General features: G+C 52.8%; 26 protein-coding genes. 15 read left to right on the top strand and 11 right to left on the bottom strand.

The window, feature by feature from the left end; all coding sequences use genetic code 11:
* Positions 1-453, top strand: coding sequence for an LEA/WHy family protein (locus tag BLS94_RS10440; protein ID WP_090960690.1), 453 nt, complete (start codon positions 1-3; stop codon positions 451-453).
* Between the two features lie 71 nt (positions 454-524).
* Here BLS94_RS10440 and pyrE read toward each other — a convergent pair whose 3' ends face one another.
* Positions 525-1,181, bottom strand: a complete 657-nt coding sequence (gene pyrE / locus BLS94_RS10435; protein ID WP_072768321.1) for an orotate phosphoribosyltransferase — start codon at positions 1,179-1,181, stop codon at positions 525-527.
* 27 nt (positions 1,182-1,208) lie between these two features.
* On the opposite strand from pyrE, the gene BLS94_RS10430 reads away from it, so the two are divergent.
* Both BLS94_RS10430 and BLS94_RS10425 read left to right on the top strand, forming a co-directional pair.
* Positions 1,209-1,982 carry an exodeoxyribonuclease III gene (locus BLS94_RS10430; RefSeq protein ID WP_072768322.1) on the top strand — a complete coding sequence of 258 codons (774 nt, stop codon included), beginning with the start codon at positions 1,209-1,211 and terminating at the stop codon, positions 1,980-1,982.
* A gap of 58 nt (positions 1,983-2,040) precedes the next feature.
* Positions 2,041-3,429, top strand: a complete 1,389-nt coding sequence (locus tag BLS94_RS10425) for an AmpG family muropeptide MFS transporter (protein ID WP_090960659.1) — start codon at positions 2,041-2,043, stop codon at positions 3,427-3,429.
* A 12-nt stretch (positions 3,430-3,441) separates the two neighbouring features.
* On the opposite strand, the gene metW is transcribed toward BLS94_RS10425, so the two are convergent.
* From metW to BLS94_RS10405, 4 genes are all read right to left on the bottom strand, one after another.
* Entirely contained in the window at positions 3,442-4,083 is a 642-nt protein-coding gene (gene metW, locus BLS94_RS10420; RefSeq protein ID WP_072768324.1) for a methionine biosynthesis protein MetW, read from the bottom strand.
* Between the two features lie 159 nt (positions 4,084-4,242).
* A complete protein-coding gene (ubiD, locus tag BLS94_RS10415; RefSeq protein WP_090960656.1) occupies positions 4,243-5,706 on the bottom strand; it encodes a 4-hydroxy-3-polyprenylbenzoate decarboxylase in 1,464 nt (487 codons plus the stop codon).
* The gene (gene ubiA / locus BLS94_RS10410) at positions 5,703-6,581 is read right to left on the bottom strand and encodes a 4-hydroxybenzoate octaprenyltransferase (RefSeq protein ID WP_072768326.1); all 879 of its coding nucleotides are present in this window, start codon (positions 6,579-6,581) and stop codon (positions 5,703-5,705) included. Before ubiA ends, ubiD begins: the two co-directional genes overlap by 4 nt.
* Positions 6,578-7,123, bottom strand: coding sequence for a chorismate--pyruvate lyase family protein (locus tag BLS94_RS10405; RefSeq protein ID WP_072768335.1), 546 nt, complete (start codon positions 7,121-7,123; stop codon positions 6,578-6,580). Before BLS94_RS10405 ends, ubiA begins: the two co-directional genes overlap by 4 nt.
* Before the next feature lie 264 nt (positions 7,124-7,387).
* Between BLS94_RS10405 and BLS94_RS10400 the strand changes: the two genes are divergently transcribed.
* Entirely contained in the window at positions 7,388-10,966 is a 3,579-nt protein-coding gene (locus BLS94_RS10400) for a non-ribosomal peptide synthetase (RefSeq protein ID WP_176767858.1), read from the top strand.
* A 106-nt stretch (positions 10,967-11,072) separates the two neighbouring features.
* The gene (locus tag BLS94_RS10395) at positions 11,073-11,708 is read left to right on the top strand and encodes a class I SAM-dependent methyltransferase (protein ID WP_090960649.1); all 636 of its coding nucleotides are present in this window, start codon (positions 11,073-11,075) and stop codon (positions 11,706-11,708) included.
* Between the two features lie 30 nt (positions 11,709-11,738).
* Here the strand turns inward: BLS94_RS10395 and BLS94_RS10390 are convergent, their stop codons facing one another.
* The 4 genes from BLS94_RS10390 to hda all read right to left on the bottom strand — a co-directional run bounded on the left by BLS94_RS10390 (position 11,739) and on the right by hda (position 15,178).
* Positions 11,739-12,782, bottom strand: a complete 1,044-nt coding sequence (locus BLS94_RS10390) for a 4'-phosphopantetheinyl transferase family protein (RefSeq protein ID WP_176767857.1) — start codon at positions 12,780-12,782, stop codon at positions 11,739-11,741.
* On the bottom strand, positions 12,695-13,672 hold the full coding sequence (locus BLS94_RS10380; RefSeq protein ID WP_090960642.1) for a FecCD family ABC transporter permease: 978 nt from the start codon (positions 13,670-13,672) through the stop codon (positions 12,695-12,697). Before BLS94_RS10380 ends, BLS94_RS10390 begins: the two co-directional genes overlap by 88 nt.
* Before the next feature lie 163 nt (positions 13,673-13,835).
* Positions 13,836-14,498 (bottom strand): histidinol-phosphatase, encoded by a 663-nt coding sequence (locus BLS94_RS10375; protein ID WP_072768649.1) that lies wholly within the window; start codon positions 14,496-14,498, stop codon positions 13,836-13,838.
* Positions 14,495-15,178: a DnaA regulatory inactivator Hda gene (gene hda, locus BLS94_RS10370; RefSeq protein WP_090960639.1), complete on the bottom strand. Its 684-nt coding sequence runs from the start codon at positions 15,176-15,178 to the stop codon at positions 14,495-14,497. Before hda ends, BLS94_RS10375 begins: the two co-directional genes overlap by 4 nt.
* 160 nt (positions 15,179-15,338) lie before the next feature.
* Here hda and purM point away from each other — a divergent pair, with 160 nt between their 5' ends.
* The 10 genes from purM (at position 15,339) to BLS94_RS10320 (ending at position 24,807) form a co-directional block, all read left to right on the top strand.
* Positions 15,339-16,403 (top strand): phosphoribosylformylglycinamidine cyclo-ligase, encoded by a 1,065-nt coding sequence (gene purM, locus BLS94_RS10365; RefSeq protein ID WP_072768651.1) that lies wholly within the window; start codon positions 15,339-15,341, stop codon positions 16,401-16,403.
* Between the two features lie 45 nt (positions 16,404-16,448).
* Positions 16,449-17,087, top strand: a complete 639-nt coding sequence (gene purN, locus BLS94_RS10360) for a phosphoribosylglycinamide formyltransferase (protein WP_090960636.1) — start codon at positions 16,449-16,451, stop codon at positions 17,085-17,087.
* Entirely contained in the window at positions 17,084-17,842 is a 759-nt protein-coding gene (locus tag BLS94_RS10355; RefSeq protein WP_072768652.1) for a DUF3108 domain-containing protein, read from the top strand. The genes purN and BLS94_RS10355 overlap by 4 nt, the downstream gene beginning before the upstream one ends.
* A 122-nt stretch (positions 17,843-17,964) precedes the next feature.
* A complete protein-coding gene (locus tag BLS94_RS10350) occupies positions 17,965-19,230 on the top strand; it encodes an RsmB/NOP family class I SAM-dependent RNA methyltransferase (RefSeq protein ID WP_072768653.1) in 1,266 nt (421 codons plus the stop codon).
* Positions 19,227-19,823 (top strand): phospholipase D family nuclease, encoded by a 597-nt coding sequence (locus BLS94_RS10345; protein WP_090960633.1) that lies wholly within the window; start codon positions 19,227-19,229, stop codon positions 19,821-19,823. Before BLS94_RS10350 ends, BLS94_RS10345 begins: the two co-directional genes overlap by 4 nt.
* A gap of 21 nt (positions 19,824-19,844) precedes the next feature.
* Positions 19,845-21,119, top strand: a complete 1,275-nt coding sequence (locus tag BLS94_RS10340; protein ID WP_090960630.1) for a mechanosensitive ion channel family protein — start codon at positions 19,845-19,847, stop codon at positions 21,117-21,119.
* 221 nt (positions 21,120-21,340) lie between these two features.
* Positions 21,341-21,850, top strand: coding sequence for a DUF3015 domain-containing protein (locus BLS94_RS10335; RefSeq protein ID WP_090960627.1), 510 nt, complete (start codon positions 21,341-21,343; stop codon positions 21,848-21,850).
* 70 nt (positions 21,851-21,920) lie between these two features.
* On the top strand, positions 21,921-23,840 hold the full coding sequence (locus tag BLS94_RS10330) for an Lnb N-terminal periplasmic domain-containing protein (protein ID WP_256325389.1): 1,920 nt from the start codon (positions 21,921-21,923) through the stop codon (positions 23,838-23,840).
* Between the two features lie 181 nt (positions 23,841-24,021).
* Positions 24,022-24,408: a hypothetical protein gene (locus BLS94_RS10325; RefSeq protein ID WP_090960621.1), complete on the top strand. Its 387-nt coding sequence runs from the start codon at positions 24,022-24,024 to the stop codon at positions 24,406-24,408.
* A 102-nt stretch (positions 24,409-24,510) separates the two neighbouring features.
* Positions 24,511-24,807 (top strand): hypothetical protein, encoded by a 297-nt coding sequence (locus BLS94_RS10320; protein ID WP_090960618.1) that lies wholly within the window; start codon positions 24,511-24,513, stop codon positions 24,805-24,807.
* 107 nt (positions 24,808-24,914) lie between these two features.
* Here the strand turns inward: BLS94_RS10320 and gloA are convergent, their stop codons facing one another.
* Together gloA and BLS94_RS10310 are read right to left on the bottom strand one after the other, a co-directional pair.
* Positions 24,915-25,304 carry a lactoylglutathione lyase gene (gene gloA / locus BLS94_RS10315; protein ID WP_090960615.1) on the bottom strand — a complete coding sequence of 130 codons (390 nt, stop codon included), beginning with the start codon at positions 25,302-25,304 and terminating at the stop codon, positions 24,915-24,917.
* Positions 25,305-25,457: a rubredoxin gene (locus BLS94_RS10310; protein ID WP_371128874.1), complete on the bottom strand. Its 153-nt coding sequence runs from the start codon at positions 25,455-25,457 to the stop codon at positions 25,305-25,307.
* Positions 25,458-25,465 lie beyond the last annotated feature (8 nt).

Genomic DNA, 25,465 nt, shown 5'->3' with positions numbered 1-25,465 from the left:
ATGAACCTTAGAAAACTGCTTATCTCGGCGTTAGTGCTTATCCTTTCCGGATGCGCTTTATTGCATCATCAGGAACCACTTCGTATCTCTGTGGCGGGACTTGATCCCCTGGAGGGACAAGGCATGGAAGCGCGCTTTGCGGTACAGCTCAGGATCCAGAACCATAGTGACCAACCGGTCGATTATGACGGCATTGCGCTTGATCTCGATTTACGTGGAATGAGCTTCGCGAGCGGTGTTAGCGATCAGCGCGGCACCATCTCGCGTTTTGGAGAAACGGTTATTACTGTGCCTGTGACCGTGCCCGCGACCGCAATTATTCGTCATGCGTTTGACTTGGCTACCGGCGATCGTACAAAAGCCGAATACCAGCTGCACGGCCGGCTGGGCGGAGCGGGGCTCGCTATTGGAAGAAGCTTCAACTCAACCCTGCCGTCAGAGGAAGTGCGGTAAATGCGCGTGCGCGGTTGTCCTAACGCGACGCCGACTTGCCTGAACCCGCGTAACCCACTTTAGAAGTGTAGTTACGCAATATCGGATTGATTAACACCATATCGCGCGCGATATTCTTCCATCGCACGCAGGTTGTGCGCCAACTCCTTCCTGTTCCGCAGATAATCGATGATGCTATCCAGGTTGGCGATGCTTGTGCTGCTAATACCAAATTCATGACGCACCTCCTGCATGGCAGAAAGCGTTCCGCTGCCGCGCTCCATCCGATCCAGCGCAATGATGAGTCCCCCGGGAATGGCACCGGCACCGAGGATATAACCAACGGATTCACGTACTGACGTTCCGGCGGAAATTACATCGTCAACCATCAGTACTCGTCCGCCCAGCGGCGCACCCACGAGGTTTCCGCCTTCGCCATGGTCTTTCACCTCTTTACGATTGAAACAGAAAGGGTAGTTATACCCGCGCTCGGCCAGCTCGATCGCTATGGCGCTAACCAGTGGAATGCCTTTGTAGGCGGAGCCGAACAGCATGTCAAACGGAAGCTGGGCGGCAAGAATGGCTTTGGCGTAAAATTGACCCAGCTTTCTCAGAGAGTCGCCATCGTTAAATAGTCCGGCATTGAAGAAATATGGCGACATTCGCCCGGCTTTGGTTTTAAATTCGCCGAAACAAAGTACATGGCGGCTGATGGCGAATTCAATAAATTCCTGGCGAAAATTGAACATTGCAATGACGAACCCGAGAAGACAGATATGCGAATTATAACGGTTAACCTGAACGGCATACGCTCTGCGGCAAACAAGGGGTTCTTTCAATGGCTGCCGACACAGGAAGCTGACATCGTATGCATGCAGGAGTTGAAAGCACAGGCCGCTGATATTACTCGCGAAATAGCATCACCTGATGGCTATCATGGCTACTTTCATTGCGCTGAAAAGAAAGGATACAGCGGCGTAGGAACGTACAGCCGATGCAAGCCGGACAACGTTATCGAGGGCCTGGGCATCGCCGAGATCGACGCGGAAGGACGTTTTCTGCGCCTCGACTTTGGCAGAGTAAGCGTGATATCGGTCTATTTCCCTTCCGGCTCCAGCGGCGAACATCGGCAAGCCGCAAAATTCTTCTTTCTGGAGCGATTTTTCCCCATGCTTAAACAATTGGCAGATTGCGGCAGAGAGATCGTTTTATGCGGCGACTGGAATATTGCCCACAAGGAAATCGACTTGAAAAACTGGCGATCCAATCAAAAAAATTCGGGCTTTCTCCCAGAAGAACGCACTTGGCTTACTGACGTTTTTCACGAGCTTGGATTTGTCGACGTATTCCGTCAAATCAATCCTGAACCTGAGCAATATACGTGGTGGTCCAATCGAGGGCAGGCATGGGCAAAAAACGTGGGCTGGCGCATCGATTATCAGATCGCTACCCCCGGAATTGCCGCCAAGGCCAAGGCTGTGTCCATTTATAAGACGGAACGGTTTTCTGATCATTCCCCGCTTATTATCGACTACGACTACAGCTTATGATCCCGAATCAGGTAATCGATCAATTAGATGCCCTGCCTCGAATGCCGGATTTGGCCTAATGCCCGCTGCCTTGTCCGGCTGGCTTCACGCTTTTCGTATTTACACCCACCCACGGGTGTTGGGAATGCTGTCATTGGGTTTCTCTGCCGGGTTGCCGCTGTTACTGGTACTGGGGACCTTGTCATTCTGGTTACGGGAAGCGGGGATCGATCGTTCCACTATTGGCCACTTGAGCTGGATAGGATTGGCTTATGGCTTCAAATGGATGTGGTCCCCGCTGGTAGATCGTCTGCCGTTGCCACTATTAACCCGCTTACTGGGCCGACGGCGCGCATGGCTTTTGCTATCGCAAGTCTCCATTGTCGTCGCCCTGATCGGCATAGCGAACACAGATCCGCTCGAAAATTTGACGCATACGGTCTTTTTTGCCCTGGCCGTCGCTTTCGCTTCTGCAACGCAGGACATTGCACTGGACGCATACAGAATCGAAGCGGTGTCGCTAAGGCTTCAAGGCGCAATGGCTGCCACCTATCAAGCAGGTTATCGCATGGCGATGATTCTGGCTTCCGCTGGCGCTTTATGGATAGCAGCGGCGGTAGATCCTTCGGAAGCGACCTATAACTATGCTCCCTGGCGAACTGCCTATCTGGCGATGGCGGCATTTATGATGATCGGGATTATTACCACGCTCATAATACGGGAGCCCGATGTTCCCGTTAACCGTCTTATCTCGGAGAATGAAGATCGCGCCAAGGCTGCTATTGCGCACTGGAATCTGAGCGTACGGCTCACGCAACTGCTGGCCTGGCTGTACGGGGCAATGGTCGCGCCCTTCCGGGACTTTATCGTGCGCCATGGCGGACAAGCATTGCTGATTCTGGCTTTAATTGCGGTCTACCGCATCTCGGATGTGGTGATGGGCGTGATGAGCAACCCGTTTTATGTAGACATGGGATATTCCAAGGATGAGGTGGCAACAGTCTCCAAGGTTTATGGTGTAGTAATGACGATCGCTGGCGCGGCCATCGGCGGCGTATTTATAGCGAAAATTGGCATAATGCGCACACTTTTTCTCGGCGCAGTATTGTCAGCGGCGACTAATCTTCTGTTTGTCTGGCTCACAGGGCGCGGCCACGACCTAACTGGACTCATATTCACCATTTCCGCCGACAACCTTTCAGCGGGCATTGCCTCTTCCGCTTTTATCGCCTATCTTTCCGGCCTGACCAACTCCGCCTATTCCGCCACGCAATATGCTCTGTTCAGTTCGGTGATGTTGTTGTTGCCAAAATTTATCGCCGGGTTCAGCGGCGACTTTGTCGATGCTTACGGTTATGCCAGTTTTTTTACCGGAACAGCGCTGCTTGGTATTCCTGTGCTGGTTTTAGTGTGGCTGGCCGGGCGGGCAAAATTTGAAACTGCGGATCCCGCAATGCCTCGCACCTAAAGAACCCTGCGCTTACTTCTGCTGTTCAAACCGGTAAAACGCCAGCATTCCCAGCAAATTAGGTAGAAACGTGTTCTGATGATTTCCATTCAGCACCCGGCGTTCGAGGATGCGGGCGCCATGCTGGCTGCAAAATTCTTCAAAATCGCCAAGCGTGCAATTATGAATGTTGGGCGTGTCGAACCATTGATAGGGCAGCGCTTCCGAAACCGGCATGTGGCCGGCTAAAACCTGCAGGCGATTTTTCCAATACCCGAAATTCGGAAATGAAACAATACCCTCTTTACTCACCCGTAGCATTTCCTTCACGATTCGCTCGGTATTTTTGACCGCCTGCAGGGTTTGGGAAAGTACTACATAATCGAATGAATCCGATTCGAAACTTTGCAGACCCGACTCCAGGTCGCTCTGAATTACGTTCACTCCGTTATTGAAGCATGCGAGAACATTGGCGTCATCAATTTCAACGCCGTAGCCCCGCACGTTACGCGCATCGCGCAAAAAACACATGAGCGAACCGTCACCGCAGCCGAGATCGAGTACTCTTGCACCGGGTTTTACCCATGCCGCGATTACGCCAAAATCCGGACGAATGGCAACGGAGGGGTTACATTCTTCAACATCAGCCACGTCGTCAGTATTTGCGCGATCCATTATTTCCAATAAGTAAGATCTACAAGCTTCAGTTGGTATGACGGCCATCAAGAAGCACGATATAAGGAAAAGTAGCGATATTGCGTATTGTAGCGTCTAATAACAGATCGCATGCAAGGTCAGATTGGCTCAACTCGCGAGGGCTGCGACTATACATGTCTAAAACCCCAGATCTTTCCAGATTCTGTCCACCCGCTCCTTTACCGCAACGTCCATCACAATGGGGGTGCCCCATTCGCGGTTCGTCTCCCCAGGCCACTTGTTGGTAGCATCCAATCCCATTTTTCCGCCCAGGCCGGATACCGGGCTGGCGAAGTCAAGGTAATCTATCGGGGTATTTTCAACAATCAGCGTATCCCGTGCGGGGTCCACTCGTGTGGTGATGGCCCAGATGACTTCCTTCCAGTCGCGGATATTGACGTCGTCATCCGTGACAATGATGAATTTGGTATACATGAATTGCCGCAGAAAACTCCACACGCCGAACATGACTCGTTTGGCATGGCCCGCATACTGCTTCTTCATGCTCACCACTGCCATGCGATAGGAACAGCCTTCCGGTGGAAGATAAAAGTCGATGATTTCGGTAAACTGCTTCTGCAGCAGTGGCACGAACACTTCATTAAGTGCCAAACCAAGTATGGCCGGCTCGTCCGGTGGCTTGCCCGTGTATGTCGAATGATAAATCGGCTCGCGCCGCATGGTGATGCGCTCGACCGTAAACACCGGAAAGATTTCCTGCTCGTTATAGTAGCCGGTATGATCTCCAAATGGGCCTTCCAATGCTGTTTCTCCTGAATAGATATACCCTTCCAGTACGATTTCTGCACTCGCCGGAACCTGCAGATCATGGCTCAGGCATTTGACAATCTCCGTTTTCGCGCCGCGCAGCAAACCGGCGAACTGGTATTCGCTCAAGCTGTCGGGTACCGGTGTGACGGCACCAAGTATGGTCGCCGGGTCTGCCCCTAACGCCACTGCCAACGGGTAAGGCCGCCCCGGATTAGCCAGACAAAAATCGCGAAAATCCAGCGCGCCGCCACGATGAGCCAGCCAGCGCATGATGAGCTTATTCGGGCCGATCACCTGCTGGCGATAAATCCCCAAGTTCTGCCGCGTCTTATGCGGCCCTCGAGTGACCGTCAATCCCCAGGTGACCAGCGGACCCGCATCTCCCGGCCAGCAAGTCTGGATCGGCAGCCTGCCTAGATCCACATCTTTACCCTCCCATACGATATCCTGGCAGGGCGCTCTGGAAAGCTCTTTCGGCGCCATATTGAGTACCTGTTTCAGGACGGGCAGTTTGTCCCATGCATCCCTCAGCCCTTTGGGCGGATCAGGTTCCTTGAGATACGCCAGAAGTTTACCGACTTCTCTCAATGCCTCAACCGAATCCTGCCCCATGCCCATTGCTACGCGCCTTGGCGTACCGAACAGGTTTCCCAGCACAGGAATGGTATGTCCCTTGGGCTTTTCAAACAGAATGGCGGGACCGCCGGCTTTCAATGCCCGGTCGCAGATTTCGGTCATTTCCAGATACGGATCGATTTCGACCGTTACGCGCCTCAGTTCCCCCTGCTTCTCCAATTGGGCGATGAAATCGCGCAGGTCCTTGTATTTCATACTGATGAGGCCCCATTTATCAGGTAATCAAGCGCGATACCAACGAAAATCGCCGCGCCGACCCAGTTGTTGTGCAGAAAGGCCTTGAAGCAGCGAGCGCGGTCGCGATCGTGAATCAGGCGGTACTGGTAAAACACCAATCCCAGCGCGGCGACGAGACCCGCGTAGTAAATAGTGCCGAGTTTCTGGATCAGCCCCACGACGACCATGGCGCACAGAAACAAGATATGGCACAGCATCACGCCCAATACATCGAAACGGCCGAAAGTAATGGCGGACGTCTTGATCCCGATCTTGAGATCGTCAACTTTATCCACAATGGCATATTCGGTATCGTAAGCAATCACCCAAAGCAGGTTCGCCACCATCAATAGCCAGGCAATATAGGGCACCTCTCCCGTCTGCGCCGCAAAAGCCATTGGAATCCCGAAACTGAAAGCGATGCCAAGGTAGGCTTGCGGCATCGCAAAGAAACGTTTGGTGAATGGATAGCTCGCAGCCAGGAATAGCGCCAGCACCGACAAGGCAAGTGTAAGACGGTTCAGCGGCAGTATCAGAAGAAACGCGCACAGACTTAATCCCGCTGCCAGCAGCAGCGCCTCTTTGGAACTCAACTTGCCGGTCGCCAATGGACGATTTTTGGTGCGCTCCACATGCGAATCGAAATTGCGGTCTGCATAGTCGTTGACGACGCAACCGGCGGACCGCATCAGTACGGTGCCCAGCACAAATATCACAAGGATATCTGTGCTGGGCACGCCGCCGGCGGCAAGCCATAAGCCCCATAATGTCGGCCATAGCAGCAGAAGAATGCCGATGGGCTTATCCAGGCGCATCAGCTTTTCATAATGACCAAGACGTTGTGTGAGCGTCACTGTGTCAACTCCAGAATGGAAGGAAGAAATACTTCGGTGACGAGTATGGATTGCCCTTTCAAGCTGAACAGGGAACGCCGCGCCCAAAGACCAGGCGGTTTTGCCTGCAAATGCCGGCAGGCGCGAATGAAAAGTGGATGCGTTGAATTCAGTTTTTTAAAGCGCAGCGGTGTACGCTTGACCACTGGATTGGTAAATAATACCGTACCCAGTGATCTGTTGCCTAAACCGCTCAACCCGCGCCACGCGCCCCTCAGATCTTTCCTCGCCACTACCGAATGAGCAAATACCACCGGCGTATCACCGCAATACAAGTACACCTCCCGTACCAATGCCAACTCGTTTCGACGCAAATTCATCATCGCAAGTTCATCAACGTACACTCCGGCCAGGCGCTGGAATACCGGCTTGACACGAAAATTGCCGCAACAATGCTGCTGGATGAGCTGAGTGAGTGAACCACGGTTCAGCAACCATCCTCGAGCTTGGGGTGATATGGAAGACGGCGCAGGATACCACGCCGATAACTGGGCAGCCTTCATCGCAGCGAAACCAAAAAAGGGTGAATTATGCCGCATATTCCAGCGCGGCTGAATCCTATCCTCCCCAGGTGGACGGCGCGAACATCACTCGGGCTCTTTCTTATCAAGACTAAAAAGCTCTCCAGGCTGATGTGTCGATAAAGGAGTATACAAGCGGTATGGAAATGTATGAAATTGACATGAACTTGAAAAAAGCGTCAATTAGGCTAAATTTATATTTTGGAAGGCTATAATTTCTTAACAGCAGTAGAGTTCAGGATGCGAATGCGCGCGTACCAAGGATACGCGAATAAGGAACTCAATCCCGTCGCCAGCCTTATGTGTCGGGAAATATCAAATCGCATCGTTTTGGTTTTCGAGGAAAGTCATGCGCTACGCCGGATAATTCAAGCCGCCTTATTCTCCGCACATATTCGTTCCATGGAGAGGCAAGGCAAGACGATAGACGAGCGGTTTGCTCGTGTTTCGAAAGGAGCAGCCATGATCGAAAAAGACGAACGATCGCTTTATACCGCAAACCGCGAAGCGTTCCTCTTTCCTGCCTCCTTTGCACAGCAAAGGCTATGGTTTTTCGAGCAATTGCATCCGGGCAGTGCGGTTTATCACTTGAGTACCGTGCTGCCGTTCGAGGGTCCGCTGGACCGGCAGGCGCTGGAAGACAGCCTGGCCGACCTGCTCGACCGCCACGAGGCACTGCGCACCACCTTCACCGCAGTGGACGGCGTGCCGGTGCAAGTCATTGCCCCACGCTTGCGCATCGACCTGCCGCTGGTGGATGTCAGCCAGCCCCCAGCCAACTCCCTCGCACGCGCCCGTGCCCATCACGCCGCGGCACTTACCGCCCCTTTCGACCTTGTCCACGGTCCGCTGCTGCGCGCCAGCCTGGTGCGCATTGAGAGCGACTATCACTGGCTGGTGCTGGTGCTGCATCATATCGTCGCAGACGGCTGGTCGCTGGAGATCCTGCACCGCGATCTTCGCGCCCTCTACGAAGGCAGGGTGAAAGGCGGACAGCCTGCAGTGCCGGCACTGCCGATTCAGTACGCCGACTTCGCTTGCTGGCAGCGGCGCATTCTACAGGGCGAGCGGCTGGACGGACTGTTCGCCTACTGGCAGAAGCAGCTGGAGGATGCCCCGGCGCAGCTTGCCCTGCCTTCCGACCGGCCACGTCCGGCACAGTCGAGTTATCGTGGCGGACGCTGCAGTGTATGCCTTAACGCTTCGCTTACCGCGCGCTTGCGCGCCCTGGGACAAAACCGGGGCGCCACCTTGTTCATGACGCTCCTGGCTGCCTTTGGCGTGCTCTTGTCGCGCTATAGTGGACAGTGCGACCTGGTGATCGGCACCCCCATTGCCAACCGCACCCGCAGTGAACTGGAAGGACTGATCGGATTCTTCGTCAATACGCTCGCCTTGCGCCTGGACCTGTCGGGCGATCCGTCATTTACCGTGCTGCTCGAGCGCGTGCGCATGGTGGCAACCGAGGCGTACGCGCATCAGGATCTGCCCTTCGAAATGCTGGTGGCCAGGCTTGCCCCGGCACGACATCTGAGCCAGGCGCCGCTATTCCAGGTGATGTTCAACCTGCTCAATATCGATGGACGCATGCCTGACGAGCCTGACGATGAGGATACTGAACTCGATGCAGCGACTGATTTCGACTCCGATGAGGAATCAGCAAAATTCGACCTCACCCTCTATGCCATCGAGTACGACCGGAACATCCGGCTCCACGCAGTCTATGCACGCGATCTTTTTGAGCCCGATACCGTCAGATACATGCTAGACCACTTTACCAATCTCCTGGAAGCAATCCCCGCCGACCCCGACGTGCCGCTCGCGCAATTGCGCCCCACCCGTCAGATACCTTCAGGAAAAAACGTTGTTACACCCAGGAATCCATTTATAGCGTTCTCTGGGCAGGCGATCGAACAATCGATAGGAAGCCGTTTTCGGGAGCAGGCAACGCGTTATCCTGATAACACCGCGGTCAAGACTAAAAATGAGCAGTGGACTTATACACAACTGGAGAGGCTTTCCAATCGAGTCGCCAATGCCATTCTCGCCCTGCGCGGAGATGGTGAGGAGCGGGTCGCCCTGTTTTTCCGCCATGGCGCATCCACGATCGCGGCGATGCTTGGAGTGCTAAAGGCAGGCAAGACGTATGTCCCGCTCGACCCTGCTCATCCTCTGCCCCGAATTAACAGGCTTATAGCCGATTCCACGGCAGCCGCCGTCCTGACAGATATCGAAGACTTTTCCACGGAGCAGGCGCAGGTGATTCGATTTGCCGAGAACGAGCGCTTCGATGCCGATCCCCCGCCAGCCATCTCGCCTGATCGCATTGCCTATATTCTCTACACCTCAGGATCCACAGGAGAACCAAAAGGCGTCGTGCAGACTCACCGCAATGTCTCGGCCCAAGTCCGGAACTACAGTAACAATCTGCATTTATGCGCTGATGACCGGCTGACCTTTGTCTCTTCATATGGCGTTGACGCTGCTGTTCAGGACATCTTCGGCGCCCTGCTCAACGGCGCTGCGGTTTATCCGGTTTCTGTGCGGGAGCATGGCATCGCGGCACTCGTCGATTGTCTCGTAGAACAGGAGATTACGGTTTTTCATTCCGCCCCGACTATATTTCGCCATCTTGTCAATACACTGACGGGAATGGAGCATCTGGAAAAAATCCGTCTTGTCGTCCTTGGGGGTGAGGCCGTGTACCGGCGCGATGTTGATTCTTTCCGTGCGCACTTTCCCCCGGATGGCCTGCTGGTCAATGGTTACGGCCTCACGGAGTCGACGATGGTGCTGCAATGCTTCATCGATAGTAAAACGAGGCTTGTGCGCGACGCCGTACCCATCGGTTATCCGGTTGATGACATCGAGGTTCTGTTGCTGAATGATGCCGGACAGTCTGCGGATGTCTACTGCCCAGGGGAAATTGTGCTGCGCGGTCTCTTCGTCGCCGTGGGTTATTGGCGGCAGGATAGTATTGCAGCGTTTCCATCGGAGGGCGGAGGACGGCGAATTTACCGCACGGGCGACCTCGGACGCCGGCTTCCGGATGGCAGCATCGAGTTCATCGGGCGGCGGGACTTTCAGGTGAAAATTCGTGGCTATCGTATCGAACCGGGCGAGATCGAAAACCACCTCCTCCAATTTCCTGATGTAAAACAAGCGGTGGTCATCGCTCAGGAATACGCTGGCGATTGGCGGCTGGTCGCGTATGTCTCGATGGGTTCGGCGAACACGGCGGATTCGACGAATTTGGGCCAACCACCAACCGACGGAGACCTGCGCCGGCATCTCGCTCCTCGGTTGCCCGATTATATGGTGCCGTCATTATTCGTTATACTTGAAGAGTTGCCCACAACACCCAGTGGCAAGATCAATCGGCTGGCGCTGCCGGTGCCAGAAATACGGGACCACGGGTTTGTTTTGCCTCATGCGCCTGCTGAGGCAAAGCTTGTGGCGATTTGGGAGCAGATACTGGGAATCGGACACATCGGTATTAGCGACAATTTCTTCACCCTGGGAGGGCACTCCCTCCTGGCAACCCAGGTAATATCACGGTTACGCGACGAATTCGGTGTAGAAGTTCCGCTGCAACAGATTTTTGAGACCCCCACTATCGCCGATCTGGCCTCAGTGGTGACGAAAGCGCAGACGGAGAATACATCTTTGCCAAAGATCGAGCCACTACCGCGCTGGCGTCATCGGGCAAAAGTTTCCGCGCTCGGAGAGCCTGTGTTTTCCAAAGAACTCAAGGCGCTGCTGGATCGCTTTGCCGCCAATGACATGATCCTGAATCCGGCAGCTGACCACTCATTTGTTAGCTAGGCACTATAACTGAAAAGAATTTTTCATACCCCGTAAGCCTCACCTTTCTGGTGAGCTCGCTCCACCCGGTCCAACTGCCAGGGACGCATTTTGAGGAGAAAGCACAATGAACGCGATACAGCAAATAGAAAACCCGGAGATAAAGCTCATAGAAGGGGATGGGGATGAAGTCACTCTCCTCATCGAAGACGGTCAGGCGATGCAAGGGTGGGAAACGGCGTTGATGTGGGAATCCGCCGACATTCTCTGCAAATATGGCTCGCAGTTCCTGGAGGTGGGCCTGGGACTGGGCATCTCGGCACTGCGCATCGCGGCCAACCCAGCCACGCGGCATCATGCCGTAATCGAAAAATTTCCCCAGGTGATAGAACTCTTCCGCGAACGAAATCCATCGCTACCGCCAGCGCTGGAGATCGTTCACGCGGATTTTTTTGAATATATCCATGAGATCGAACCGGAGAGCCTCGACGGCATTTTTTTCGATCCCTACCTTGTTCCCGTGACATTGTGGGACGATGAGGGGCTATGGGCGGAAGTCATGCCTGCGGTTACGCGCGCCCTGCGGCGAGGGGGCGTTTTCATCCCCTGTTTCTCCACGCGGCCGGTACTACGTTGGCAGTTCGTCCATCACTTCGATCGCATCGTCGTGGAGCGTCGGTCCTATGCGTCATACGCAACTACCGATTATGTCAAAAGCGACACCGGAGACGCCTATATTCAGTGCTTCGTGCGGACTGGTTGAGTCCGCGACAGTCTGACTCAGAGCTTTCTCTTACACCAGGGATATCCGCCGCAACAACGTGCCTGAGCCGTATTGACGCAACTCGACTATTTTACAGGCGCGGTTAACGGCGAGACAGCCCAGCGTATCCCGATCGGGCTCAAAAATCATCAGCCGCCATGAGGCCGGGGCAGCAGCGTCATCGGAGTCGAAGAGAACCCTTGGCTCCATTCCTTCTTTTCCCATCGGGAGACTGATTTCGAAGCTGTTCAACGACTTTGAAAGCCCTCGGCCAAGCGCCTTTATGTAAGCCTCCTTGCAAACCCATAGTGTGAAGAATGCACTATTCCACGCCTGAGAATCCGTCGCCGATAGCCAGTCTTGTTCGCCGGCAGCAAAATATGAAGAAATTGATGCAAGTCCAGCAGAATCGCGGATGACTTCAACGTCCACCCCAACCTCGGCTTCGTGCGCGATCGCGTGGAGTATGTAGTTGCCGGAATGCGTTACATTGAACTGGACAGGACTGGGCGGATATTGGAGAAATGGTTTACCGTATTGGTTCTGCTTGAATCGGATGAGAGCAGGCTCGGAATCCGTGTATTGCGCCAACAAGCAACGCAGGGAAGCACGTCCCAGGACGAATCGGACCCGATCGTGATCGAGATGGAACCGATTTGCCCGGTGCCGCTCTTCCTCGTCGAGAACGGATAGATGATGATCGAACGGAATCGTGGTGTCCGCGACGGACATATACCAGAGGTGGACTGTCCCTACAGGCAATTCAGGCAATTCAGGCAATTCAGGCAATTCAGGCAATTCAGGCAATTCAGGCAATTCAGGCAATTCAGGCAATTCAGGCAATTCAGGCAATTCAGTGGGCAGCAACTCAAGGGGTAGTTCTGGGGTTGATACCGAACTTGCAGAATTCATCCCCTGGTAGGTAACGCGCAATACTGGAACAGGTTCATCAAATGGCGCCTCCGTTTGAGATAGAGTCGAAACGATCAATGCTTTCTCGACAGTAACATCAACAGCATCGGTACGCCCAGCAATGCCGTCAGTACGCCCACGGGCAATTGCTGCGGCGCCCACAACGTACGAGCCAGGGTATCGGCCAATGTGAGAAAACTGCCTCCGGAGAGCACCGACAAGGGCAGCAGCCAGCGAAAATCGTTAACGCCCAGCAAGCGCACGGCGTGCGGCACGATCAGACCGACAAATCCGATGGCGCCCGCCACCATCAGCGCGGATACGGTCGCCAATGAGGCGCAAAAGTAGATGCCGATCTGCAGTGGCAGTACCGCCACACCCAGCGTTTTCGCCTTCATCTGGCCGAGACTCAGAACGTTGAGGCTGCCGGAAAAAAGCATGCTCAAAGCCGTTACAATGATAAGCATGGCCCATGCGGGCGCCAACTCTTCAGCGCGCGAAATGTCGCCCATCAACCAGAACAGCATGCCTTTTATATCGCGGGCAGGCGCCAGCGTCAGGATCAAGGTAGTCAGCGCCGTACAGCCAGCGGACAGTACCACCCCTGTCAGGAGCAACCGGTAAAGATTCCAGTCGCCGACACGAAAACTCAAGCCAAACACAATGGCAATCGCCGTCAGTGCACCAGCCAGCGACGCCAGATTCGTCAAGACGAGCCCCCATCCCAGCAGCATCGCAAGGAGCGCGCCGACCGCCGCCCCACCCGATACGCCCAGAATATAAGGATCAGCCAGCGGGTTACGCAGCAGAACCTGCAATAGCGCGCCCGCCAGGGCCAGCAGGCCGCCACAGGCAAATGCGGCCGACACACGCGGCAAGCGCAACTGCCAGATGATCTGGTGAGGGATGCTATCGACTGGCGACAACAGGACATCGATAACGCCGGGGATCGGGATATCCACGCTGCCGAACAGCAGTCCGGTAAACAGACTGCCAAGGCCCAGCAGAAAGAAGAAAATCAGCAGCAATAAAGGATGTTTGACGGAACTCACTCGGGCGCTCAGGCCAATTTGCGAACGATCAGCACCCCAGACCTCGAGTCAATAATCGAGTCAATAATCGAGTCAATAAGAAAGCTTTGTCGTGTTTTCTGCTATTACTACTACCATTGCTACATTGCGGCCCGGGCGTAACGTTCCTGAACCATTATTCAAGTTATCGCAGGCTGATGATGGGCCATCCTTTTTTTTCCGCATGAGCCTTGAGGGTTGCATCGGGATCCACCGCGACCGGGTGGGTAACCTTGTTGAGTAGCGGAAGGTCGTTCAATGAATCGCTGTAAAACCAGCTTTCCAGAAACGATAGCCATGTCAGATTATGTTCATCCAGCCAGCTTTCCAGCCGCGCTATCTTGCCTTCCCTGAAACAGGGCACGCCCGAAACGCGGCCCGTGTATTCACCATCCCGCTGCTCCGCCTCCGTGGCGATCAGATTGCTTATTCCCAGTTCCTGCGCGATCGGGGCGGTTACAAATCGATTGGTGGCCGTGATGATGACGCATAGATCCTTGCCGATCATATGCTTGTTAATCAATTTCCGCGCGTCCGGCGTTATCAGCGGCAGAATTCTTTCCTTCATGAATTCGCTGTGCCAGGCATCAAGCTGGCTCCGGGGATGACGCGATAACGGCTTCAGCTGAAAGTCCAGAAACGCGTGTATATCCAGCGTTCCGGATTTATATTGCTCGTAGAATTCGACATTTTGTGCTTCGTACACTTCACGGTCGAGCACGCGCTGCTCAATCAGGAATTGCGCCCATTGGAAATCGCTATCACCGGCCAGAAGCGTATTGTCGAGGTCAAATAGCGCCAGATTCATGACGCTGCCTGCAATAATTCACGCACCAGCGGAACCGTGACTTTACGCTGGCTGGCCAGCGAATAACTGTCCAGCGCGTCAAGGGTAGCCATCAAAGACGGCAAGTCGCGCCGTTCATGCCGGAGCAGGTAGTCGCACACCTCTTGGGACAAATCCAGTCCGCGGCTGGTAGCATGGCTTTTCATCGCTTTTATTTTTTCCTCGTCGGTCAATTCATGAACTTGATACACTAAACCCCATCCCAGGCGCGTGACAAGATCTTCGCGTAATTTCAGTTTCAATTGCGCCGGCGCGACCGTGCCACTCACCAGAAGAAACGCGTGACCCTCGTCGCGAATATGATTATAGAGATTAAACAAGCCGATTTGCGCCTCAGCGTTGAGCCGATCCACGTCATCCACCACTACACAACTGGCTTCGCTGCCTGCGGCGAAACTGGTATTTGCGTCACAGGCGAAATATGCCGTATTCACTTTATTGCGCATATGTATCCCCGCTATCGCCAGCAGCAAATGGCTTTTCCCGCACCCGGCTCCGCCCCATAAATAAATAAAACGCTCACGCTCCGATCCAGCAATAACATTGCCCAGGGTCTGCAATAGTTCTATATTGCGTCCCGGCACGAAATTAGTCAGCGTGGGCGGCGGCGACGGGGCGATATCCAGCAGCAGTTGCTTCATTTACGGGTATAAAATTGTTGCCCATGAGTTAATGGTCATATATTGACGGTTGACCATGATATGTCGAAGTCATACACGAAGCAGCGACTCTCGTGACCATTTACGGTAAAATCGCCATTTTGAAAATTGCACTCTATCTGCAACAAGGCGAGAACTCAACTTGACGTCATCCAATTTCGAAAACCCCAATCCTGACTCTATCCATCTATCCTACCAAGACGCGGGCGTAGACATCAACGCAGGCGACCGCCTGGTGGAGAATATCAAGCCCTATGCCAAGTGTACCATGCGTCCGGAAGTGCTCGCCGGCATAGGCGGCTTCGGGGCATTGTTCGAGATTTCAAAAAAATATCGTAACCCGGTGCTGGTATCGGGCACCGATGGCGTGGGTACCAAGTTGAAGCTCGCATTCCAATCCGGCCAGCACGACAGTATCGGTATCGACCTGGTGGCAATGAGTGTAAACGACATTCTGGTGCAAGGCGCGGAACCGTTGTTCTTCCTGGACTATTTCGCGTGCGGCAAACTGGACGTGGAAACAGCCACCCGCGTTGTAAAAGGCATTGCAAAGGGCTGTGAACAGGCAGGATGCGCCTTGATTGGCGGCGAGACCGCCGAAATGCCGGGCATGTACCCGGAGGGGGAATACGATCTTGCCGGCTTTGCGGTAGGCGCCGTCGAGAAAGACCAGATTATAACCGGCTTGACCATTCGGGAAGGTGATGCGGTATTGGGACTTGCTTCCAGCGGCGCACATTCCAACGGCTATTCGCTGATCCGCAAGATTATCGAAAAAAATAATACGGACTTGTCAGCGGATTTCCACGGTAAAGCGTTAATTGATGTCATCATGGCGCCGACGCGTATTTATGTAAAACCGTTGCTCGAACTGATGAAGCATCTGCCGGTCAAAGGCATGGCACATATCACAGGCGGCGGTTTGACGGAAAACATCCCGCGGGTCCTGCCGAAAGGCCTCACGGCGATATTGAAACACGATGCATGGGACATGCCTCCGCTTTTCCACTGGCTGCGGCTGCAAGGCAATGTGAACGAACAGGAAATGCAGCGTGTGTTCAACTGCGGCATTGGCATGGCGCTGGTAGTGGCGCCGGAATTTGCCGATACTGCAATGCGGCTTTTGCGATCTGCGGGCGAGACTGTGTGGCATATAGGTACGATTCGGCAGCGCCAGGCAGATGAAGCGCAAACAATCATCGAGTAATCGGCAGTGCGTGTAAAGAATAAGCCGAGTCCCGCTGCCGAAATTATGAAATCTCTCGTGATCCTCATTTCCGGTCGGGGCAGCAACATGCAAGCGCTGATCGAAGCAGCGCTGCCGGCCAGGATCGCTGCAGTCATCAGCAACAGGCCCGATGCACCGGGACTGGAAATTGCAAAAATGCATGGTTGTGAAACCAGAGTACTGGATCAACGGTCCTATCCCGAACGCCCGGCGTTTGACGCCGCACTGGCCGACGCAATTGACGCTTATGAGCCCGATCTGATAGTACTCGCGGGCTTTATGCGAATTCTGGGAGATAATTTCGTCAACCGCTATCGGGGAAGGCTAATGAATGTTCATCCATCATTGCTGCCTGCTTTTCCGGGCCTCCATAGCCACAGGCAGGCGTTGCAGGAAGGTGTAAAGATACATGGCTGTACGGTACATTTCGTCACCTCCCAGATGGATCGCGGTCCAATAATCGTCCAGGCCGCAGTTCAGATATTACCGGACGATACCGAGGAAACTCTTGCGGCACGGGTACTGGAACAGGAACATTGCATTTACCCCGAAGCCGTACGGTGGTTCATGGAAGACCGGCTGAAGCTCTCCGATAATCATGTTGAAGTGAGCAATGCCGGAATCGACAACTCAGTTCTATACTCACCGGAATTATACAAATGAAATATTTATCCATTGCGTTGCTGTGGGGCTTTAGTTTTTCGGTGTTCTCCGCTTGTGCCGCTGAGGTCCCCGCCCAAGTCGATATCAGCTATTCGATAACGTCTGGCGCACTCGAAGGCGAAGTGAACGATACTTTGAAAATCAGGCAGGAAAGTGGTAAACGTAGCTATGAGATCAATAGTGAATCCCGTGCTAAAGGGCTACTGGCGCTGACACAGCCCGAAAGCGTGGTGCGTGATAGCGCAGGGATCATCACCGCGCAGGGGGCGTTGCGTCCCGGACGTTTTTCGGACCAGCACGGCAAGAAGATACCCAAAATAGCAATCTTCGATTGGGATAAAAAGCTGCTGACCCTTCAACATAAACGCGGAGAAGAGCAAAAGGCCTTGCCTGCCGACGCTCAGGACAAGCTGAGCGTGCTCTACAGCTTCATGTTCTCCCCTGTTTCCGCCGTGCCAGGCAAGGTGATCGATCTCCATGAAACCGATGGCAAGCACCTCGAATTGGCCCACTATGCGGTTGGAAAAGAAACGCTGGACACGCCGATGGGTAAACTGGAAACCATCGTGCTGACAAAGCGGCTGGAAAACGAAGGCCAGCGCGACAAGAAAATCTGGCTTGCCGTTGACCATCACATGTTGCCGGTGCGCATCGTTGCGGCTGAGAAAATGGGCGTTGTTACGGATCAGATGGTTACCAACATAAGCTACGCGGACAAAATGTCCGACAGTTTTAAACAGGGACGCCTGCGCTGATTGCAAAACGGCAGGTAATCAATATCAGCTAATACGGTCCTGTCAGCTTGTTGTTTTTACGAGCGCGCGCCCATGTGGCCGCGCATCCTTCTCTCCTTGCTTCCCCCTGTGATCGACAATAGATGCGTCTTACCCCTGCTCATCTGGACATGGCCGCCGCTGCATTGCGCGCCGTGCTTCCGCTGGAACACCCTGCAGATTCGATATTGCGGCATTTCTTCCGAGAGAATCCGACACTTGGCGTAAACGACCGCGCATTTGTCGCGGAAACGGTATTTGGCATTTTGCGCCACCGGTTTTTTATCGAGAGCGCGGTTAACATTGCCACTCCCCGTTCGTTGCTGCTTGCTTATCTGGCCAGATTCCAAGGTTTGAATATGCGCGAGCTGATATCGCTCGTTAGCGAAACGGAAGCAAAGTTGCTCACGGGAATCAAGTCGGTATCGCTGGAAGCGCAGCCACTTGACGTCCAGGCTGAGTTCCCGGTCTGGTTGATGGAAAAGCTGCGCAATTTCATGAGCGATAGCGAGATACTTGATCTGGGGCGGTCGCTGCAACAAGCGGCGCCCCTCGATCTACGCGTCAATACGCTGCTTGCGAGTCGCGATGAGGTTCTTGCAGTACTGAGCAAAGACGGAATTGAAGGTAGCGCGACGCCTTATTCGCCCATCGGTATCCGCCTTGCCGGGAAGCCCGCTATCAATCGCCACGAACTATTCGTCACCGGCAAAGTGGAGATCCAGGACGAAGGCAGCCAGTTGCTGGGCTATCTGCTCGGGCCGAAGCGCCGCGACATGGTGGTCGATTTCTGTGCGGGCGCCGGAGGCAAATCGCTGATGCTGGGCGCCCTGATGCGTTCGCAAGGACGCATCTATGCGCTGGATAATTCTGAAAAGCGGCTGAATAACCTTAAACCACGCCTCAAGCGTTCCGGTTTGTCCAATCTGTATCCCCAGCTTATCACTAATGAAAATGATATCAAGGTGAAACGTCTGACGGGAAAGATCGACCGGGTACTGGTGGATGCCCCTTGCAGCGGCCTTGGGACGTTGCGTCGTAATCCGGATTTGAAATGGCGACAATCACCGCAGAGCATTGAGGAGCTCAAGCGCAAGCAGGCAGCCATTCTGGCGTCCGCCGCCAATCTGCTCAAGCCCGGCGGCAGGCTGGTATATGCGACCTGCAGTTTCTTGCCGGAGGAGAATCAGGAGATCGTCGATAAATTTTTAAGCACCCACCCCCGGTTCATGCAGTTGAATTGCGCCGAGCTATTGATACAACAAAAAATTCCCCTCGACACCGGCGCATTCCTGCAACTGTCCCCCGGCCTGCACCGTACGGATGGTTTTTTTGCCGCTGCGCTGGAATTGGCGAAGGGTGAAGCATGACATCGCTACGCCATTGCGCCACTCTTTCCGTCGCCGGCTATCTGGCGATTCTTTTTGCTGCGCCTCATGCAGCAGGGTTCGAACCCACTTCCGGTCATGGCCATAAACCTCCTATTGCTCTTCCCGCCTCAGGCACGGTACAAGCGGCGTTTACCCCAGGAGATGACGCCGGCAAGCTTATTGCCGACGCTATCGATACCGCACATCATCAAGTGCTGGTGCAGACGTTCAGCTTTACCCATCGCAAGATCGCCGACGCATTAATTGCAGCGAAGCGCCGCGGCGTGGAAGTCAAAGTAATTGCTGACAAGGATCAAACCCATCGAATCCCCACCAGCCTGATTTCCAAGATTGCGGATGAGGGCGTGCCGGTTTTTACGGACTCCGATCACACCAGCGCACATAACAAAGTCATAGTGATCGACGCGGACAGTCCTGACGCAACCCTGATTACCGGCAGCTTCAATTTCACCCACGCGGCACAGTACAGGAACGCGGAGAATGTGCTGTTGATACGCGGCAATGCCGCACTCACTGATCTTTACCTCCAAAACTGGCATCGTCACTACAAGCACTCTCAGCCTTACCGGTAGGACCCGCTACCGCCCTGTCTCATGCAATCCAATAATGAGTTCCAGAATTTGTTACGCGATCTGATCTCCGGCGCGCAGGAAGTCAGCGTCCTATGGCAGATTGCCGTGCTGACTGGAGGTCTGGGGCTTTCCTGGTGGTTGCGGCGGCAGGCGATGATCCGCATCGCTCCACAGGTAAGCGCCCGCACGCTGAATATCAGCGCGCGCAGCATGGGCCGCCTCCTGTTCCCTCTCTTCGCGCTTGTCCTGGTCGTTTTCGGCAGGTGGGCGTTGAGTCATTGGTATTCGACTCATCTACTCAACATTGTCGTCCCGTTGTTATTTGCGCTCGCGCTGATTCGTGCAGCCGTTTATATGCTGCGCAGAGTTTTTTCAGGCCAGGAATGGCTGCACCCATGGGAGCGATTTATCGGCTGGACGGTATGGATTGGACTGGCGCTCCATGTAACGGGTCTTCTGCCGGAGATCCTGATATTTCTCGATGATATTTCGTTCCACATCGGCAAACAGCGCCTTTCTGTATTGCTGTTCGTACAAGGCATCCTCGCATTCACAGTCAGCATGCTGGTAGCGCTCTGGCTCGCCAGTTCGCTTGAGGTACGCATCATGGATGCCCAAGCGCTGGATATCAATCAACGCGTGATTCTGTCGAAAATCAGCCGGACGGTACTGATACTTGTGGGCGTGCTGATCGCGCTGCCATTGGTCGGTGTAGATATCACCGTTTTGTCCGTGTTCGGGGGCGCGCTTGGCGTCGGGCTCGGATTGGGTTTACAGAAAATCGCCAGCAACTACATAAGCGGTTTCATCATTCTTCTGGATCATTCACTGCATATTGGCGATATCGTTACAGTAGATGACCGCAAGGGCGAAGTCACCTCACTCACGACCCGGTATGTGGTGCTCAAGAGCGACGATGGAACCGAGGCCCTCATTCCCAACGATACCTTCATTACTTCAACGGTTATCAGTCAGAATTTTTCGGATCCCCGATTACGACTGATCCTGCCATTCCAGATCAGCTACACAAGCTCCGTCGAGGTCGCGATGGACATCATGCTGGACGCCGCTAAAAAGCGGCAACAAATATTGACCAATCCGGAGCCAGCTGTATTTTTAAAGGAATTCGCCCCTGGCGGAATCAATCTGGAACTGTTCGTGTGGGTGGAGAATCCAGAAGGTGGCGCGCTTCGGCTACGCTCCGGCCTCAACATTGAAATCTGGTCTGAATTTCAGAAACACAGCATCGAGATTCCGTTCCTGCCACCGCAGCCTCCCCTCCCGAAAGCACGATGAGGATGAATGTAGGGCACTCACCTGGCAACACCCGTCCAAGTATGTATGCTTACCCAGTTATAAATATAGTATTTGACAACAAGAAAGGCCTTCAGTAAATTCAATACGTTTTAGCGGAAAAGACCTTATTTTTCCTAGAACATTTCCTGTCGTTTAGCTAGAAATTCAGTGTTTTTTATCTGGGTTTGGATGATAGTCAACTTCTTAATGGAGAGAGTATTATGGGACGATATAGTCGGATTGCAGTAGCAGCTTCTCTATTTTTACTTCCTGTTTCTGTTTTCGCGGCTGGCTATGGTGCAGCAGGTTGTGGGCTAGGGTCAGAGCTCATGGGACCAAAACCAGGTGCGTCGCAGGTTTTTGCTTCAACAACCAATTCAACATTCGGAAACCAGACTTTTGGAATTACATCCGGAACTTCAAATTGCGGTGATCATGGCTTGATAAGCATGAACAAGGAACGTGAAGTATTTGCGCAAGAGAACTACACCAGTCTGGTTAAAGAAATGGCGCAAGGTAAAGGTGAAAATCTGTCTACTTTAGCCAATTTATATCAATGTCCCGCAGCGAGCCATCAAGAATTTGGCGCAATGGTTCAAGCGAAATTCGATAGTCTGGTTGCAAGTGACCAAACAAACTCGACAGAATTGCTGAGTCAGCTCGAAAATCAATTAACTCGCCACCCTACACTTGCAAAATCCTGTGATATCAAACTATCCGCATTGAATTAAAAAATCAGAAACGGGTACAGGTGAAAACTTGTACCCGTTTCTATATTGTTATCACTCCAATGATTCCTTCGTGCAACCTATTTGCCTTGTAGTCGGGTTATTTTTCTGGTTTTGCTTCCTTCCTGTAACGGCTCATTCCCAACACAAAGTCACTGCTGATTATCTGGCTGAATTGCAACAGCAAGCCAAACAAAAAAAGCTTGCCGATGAACGTGTCTGGCACCTGCTTTTAAAGTACGACAAGAGACTTTTTCGCGGCATGACCAGTGAAGCCGATGGAATGGAGTTCTTCAATTCCCCACAAGGGAAAACTGATCCGGAATCAGAGCTATTAGCGACTCTCTCCAGCTTCTTTGTGCCACTAACCGAGATTACGAAAGGCAAAGAGCACCCGCAATGTAACTTTCCCGCCCGCTTCAAATGGTTGAATCAGCAATTGACATTCGACCCAAATCGCCTGGAAATACAAGTATGCGACCGACTTGACCGCTGGATGAAGGCTTTGGATCCAGTGGGGGCGACATTAGTGTTCGCATCTTATTTCATGGACAACCCAGCCTCCATGTTTGGACATACCCTGCTACGCATTGATAGCCGGAGAACGGGTAGCGGTAATAATCTGATGAACTATGGTGCAAACTATGCCGCGGTTCCGGACACGGAAAACGCGTTTCTATATGCGCTCAAAGGTTTAATAGGGTCTTTCCCAGGCCGCTTCGCGATTTTCCCTTATTACACGAAGGTGCAGGAATACAATAATTTGGAAAGCCGGGATCTTTGGGAGTATGAACTCAAATTTACCGAGGATCAGCTGAACATGATGCTTCTGCACCTATGGGAATTAGGTGGAACATATTTTGATTATTTTTATTTCCAGGAGAACTGCTCATACCACGTGCTTTCCCTGTTGGAGGTTGCTGATCCCGATCTTCGATTAAAAGATCCGTTTTCTTTCAGTGTGATCCCGACAGACACGGTAAAAACCCTGATGGCGCAGGACGGGCTGGTAAAGCAGGTGGTATATCGGCCGTCAGTGCTCAGCCAGATGAATCATAAGAGACTCAGGATGGTCGATGATGAGAAGCGCATATTACGACGTATGGTCAAAGGAGAAATATCACCGGAAAGCACTGCCTTCAAGAGCCTTTCCCCTCCATCACAACCACTCGTATTAAACGCTTACATGGACTACTTGCAGTATCAAAGCATGCAAGAAAAGAGTACCGGGAACATAAAAATTCCACGTTCCGTTTTGCTGGCGAGAAGTCGCCTGCCGGCTACTACTAACGGGCTATCAGATACCATCACACGCTTTTCGAGCCGCCCGGACCACGGCCACGGCACGGATCGCTTTCGATTGGGGATCGGGCACAACAAGTGGGAGCCTTTCCTGGAATTCGCTTATCGTCCCGTTTATCACGATTTAATGGCCAAGGATGTGGGATATGATAAAAACTCGGAAATCATTTTTTTGGACTTCAAGCTTCGGTATTACCTGAAGTCCGACCGGGTGAGACTGGATCAGGCAAAAATTCTCTCTATCACGGCGCTTAATCCCTACGACGCCATATTTACCAAACCTTCCTGGCGTCTGGACTTGGAGGTCGACACACTAAGAGACCGCAACTGTAACTACTGCAATTCCCTCAAAGGCACATACGGAAGGGGTATTTCCTATCGACCGGATTTTTTTTCACCCTTGCTGTTATATTCCTTTGCTGATCTGAAAACGGAGTTTTCTGAGCATTTGAAACAAAAATTTCGTTTGGGCGGCGATGCGGAAGTAGGAATGTATTACGACGTAACCGAAAATTTGAGAATCAAACTTGCCGGCAGTTATCAAATTTTTGTCCTTGGTGAAAGCAAACGTTTTTTCACTGCTCATTTCATTACTCGCTATGCTCTATCCCAGGATGTTGATCTAAGGTTCGAATTAAATCGCTATGATCATAACAATGAAGGAATTTTTTCGGCCAATTATTTCTTCTAGATTGCTGAGGCGTTTAGCTTTTCGTCAAGCAGAGAGATGCTCCTCTCATCCGGGATAGCATAAACCGGACAAATCTTTTGCTGTTTTGCTAAAGACCAGACCGTTATTTGCCCTCTACATCGGGGCCGCGCCTGCTTGATATAGAAATAGATTTTAGATAACATAATGTGATATCAATGACTTGTTAGTAGAGGAAGCGCTTGGAGTCGCTTTAAAAAGGCTTACCCTGTTACCTTTCGCTCAAGCTGCTGCTGACGTACCGAAACGATTTGTTCCAGGAATTATTCTGTTTATTTACACATTAGAACTCATGAAGACAACTACGCTAATCTTATTCTTTGCGCTACTTTCCACGCAGGTTTTTGCGCAGAAGGAGGCTCAGGAATTCCCTTGGTCCAAGGCGGCAAAAATTATTTCAGCGGATGAGGCAAAAAGCCGCAACGGGAAAAAGACGGGGCAGCAATCCCAAGCCGACAGCAAAAAGACCGAGAAGAAAATTGATGCTGAAAATAAAAAGAGCGATCGAAATTACTCAGCTACGTCTGGAATCGTGGACGATGGAAAATAGTTATTGCTGGTCACACTTTAAGCGCTGAAGACAGGCTAATGAAGGGGGTGGGGAACTTCAGTCAGGTTGTGACTTGGTAAATCAGGTAATCCAGAGGCTTTCATGGGTGCTTTGATCTTCTATGTTGCGGTCTACTTCATTGGCTACTACGCCGCGAACCTGCTTAACCGGATGGTTGGGCGGGCCCTGATTCAGAACCGCCGCCTGGCGGGGCTTGTCTTGGTCCTCATGGTCAGCCTGCTTCACGGCTACAAGATAATAAGCACATCACCATCTCATGATCATGGTGAAGGAGCAGGATATGCACTGGGCTTTTACGTTATCCTGCCCGTCGCGATCATCGCGATTGCCGTGTTATATCTCACCTGGCAGGAAAAGCAGGATAATGACATTCCTTGACCGATACTTAATCCTAAATCAGCCGATAAGAGCCGACCGTTCATTCTTAATTCTTCGCGGCGCCGTTTTTTCACTGACACCCCTGCCATGTATCGCCAGCAACGCGTTTATGCCACCTTTTTCTGTATCAACTCGATCTTGTAGCCGTCCGGGTCTTCCACGAATGCAATCACCGTGGCGCCATGCTTCATCGGCCCGGCCTCACGTGTAATTTTACCGCCGCGCTTCCTCACTTCTTCGCAAGCGTCATAAGCGTTATCCACTTCTATGGCGATATGGCCATAGCCGGTGCCTAGATCGTATTTTTTCACATCCCAGTTATGAGTCAGCTCCAGGACGGCGCCATTCGCCTCATCCTGATAACCGACAAATGCCAGGGTAAATTTTCCTTCGGGATAATCCTTCCGGCGCAGCATCTTCATCCCCAGCACATCGGTGTAAAAAGCGATGGATTTTTCCAGATCGCCCACGCGCAGCATTGTATGAAGAATACGCATTTAAATTTCCACCATCTCAAAATCCTCCTTGCGTGCAGCGCATTCCGGACATGTCCAATTCATCGGTACGTCTTCCCACCGAGTTCCCGGAGGAATGCCTTCTTGCGGCGAGCCCTCGGCCTCGTCGTATACGTATCCGCAAATGAGACACATGTAACAGC

This window comes from Nitrosospira sp. Nsp18, from assembly GCF_900103145.1.
In the GTDB taxonomy this organism is placed as follows: Bacteria; Pseudomonadota; Gammaproteobacteria; order Burkholderiales; family Nitrosomonadaceae; genus Nitrosospira.
Note: the sequence above shows the minus strand (reverse complement) of the source record. Positions and strands in the feature narration are given on the sequence as shown.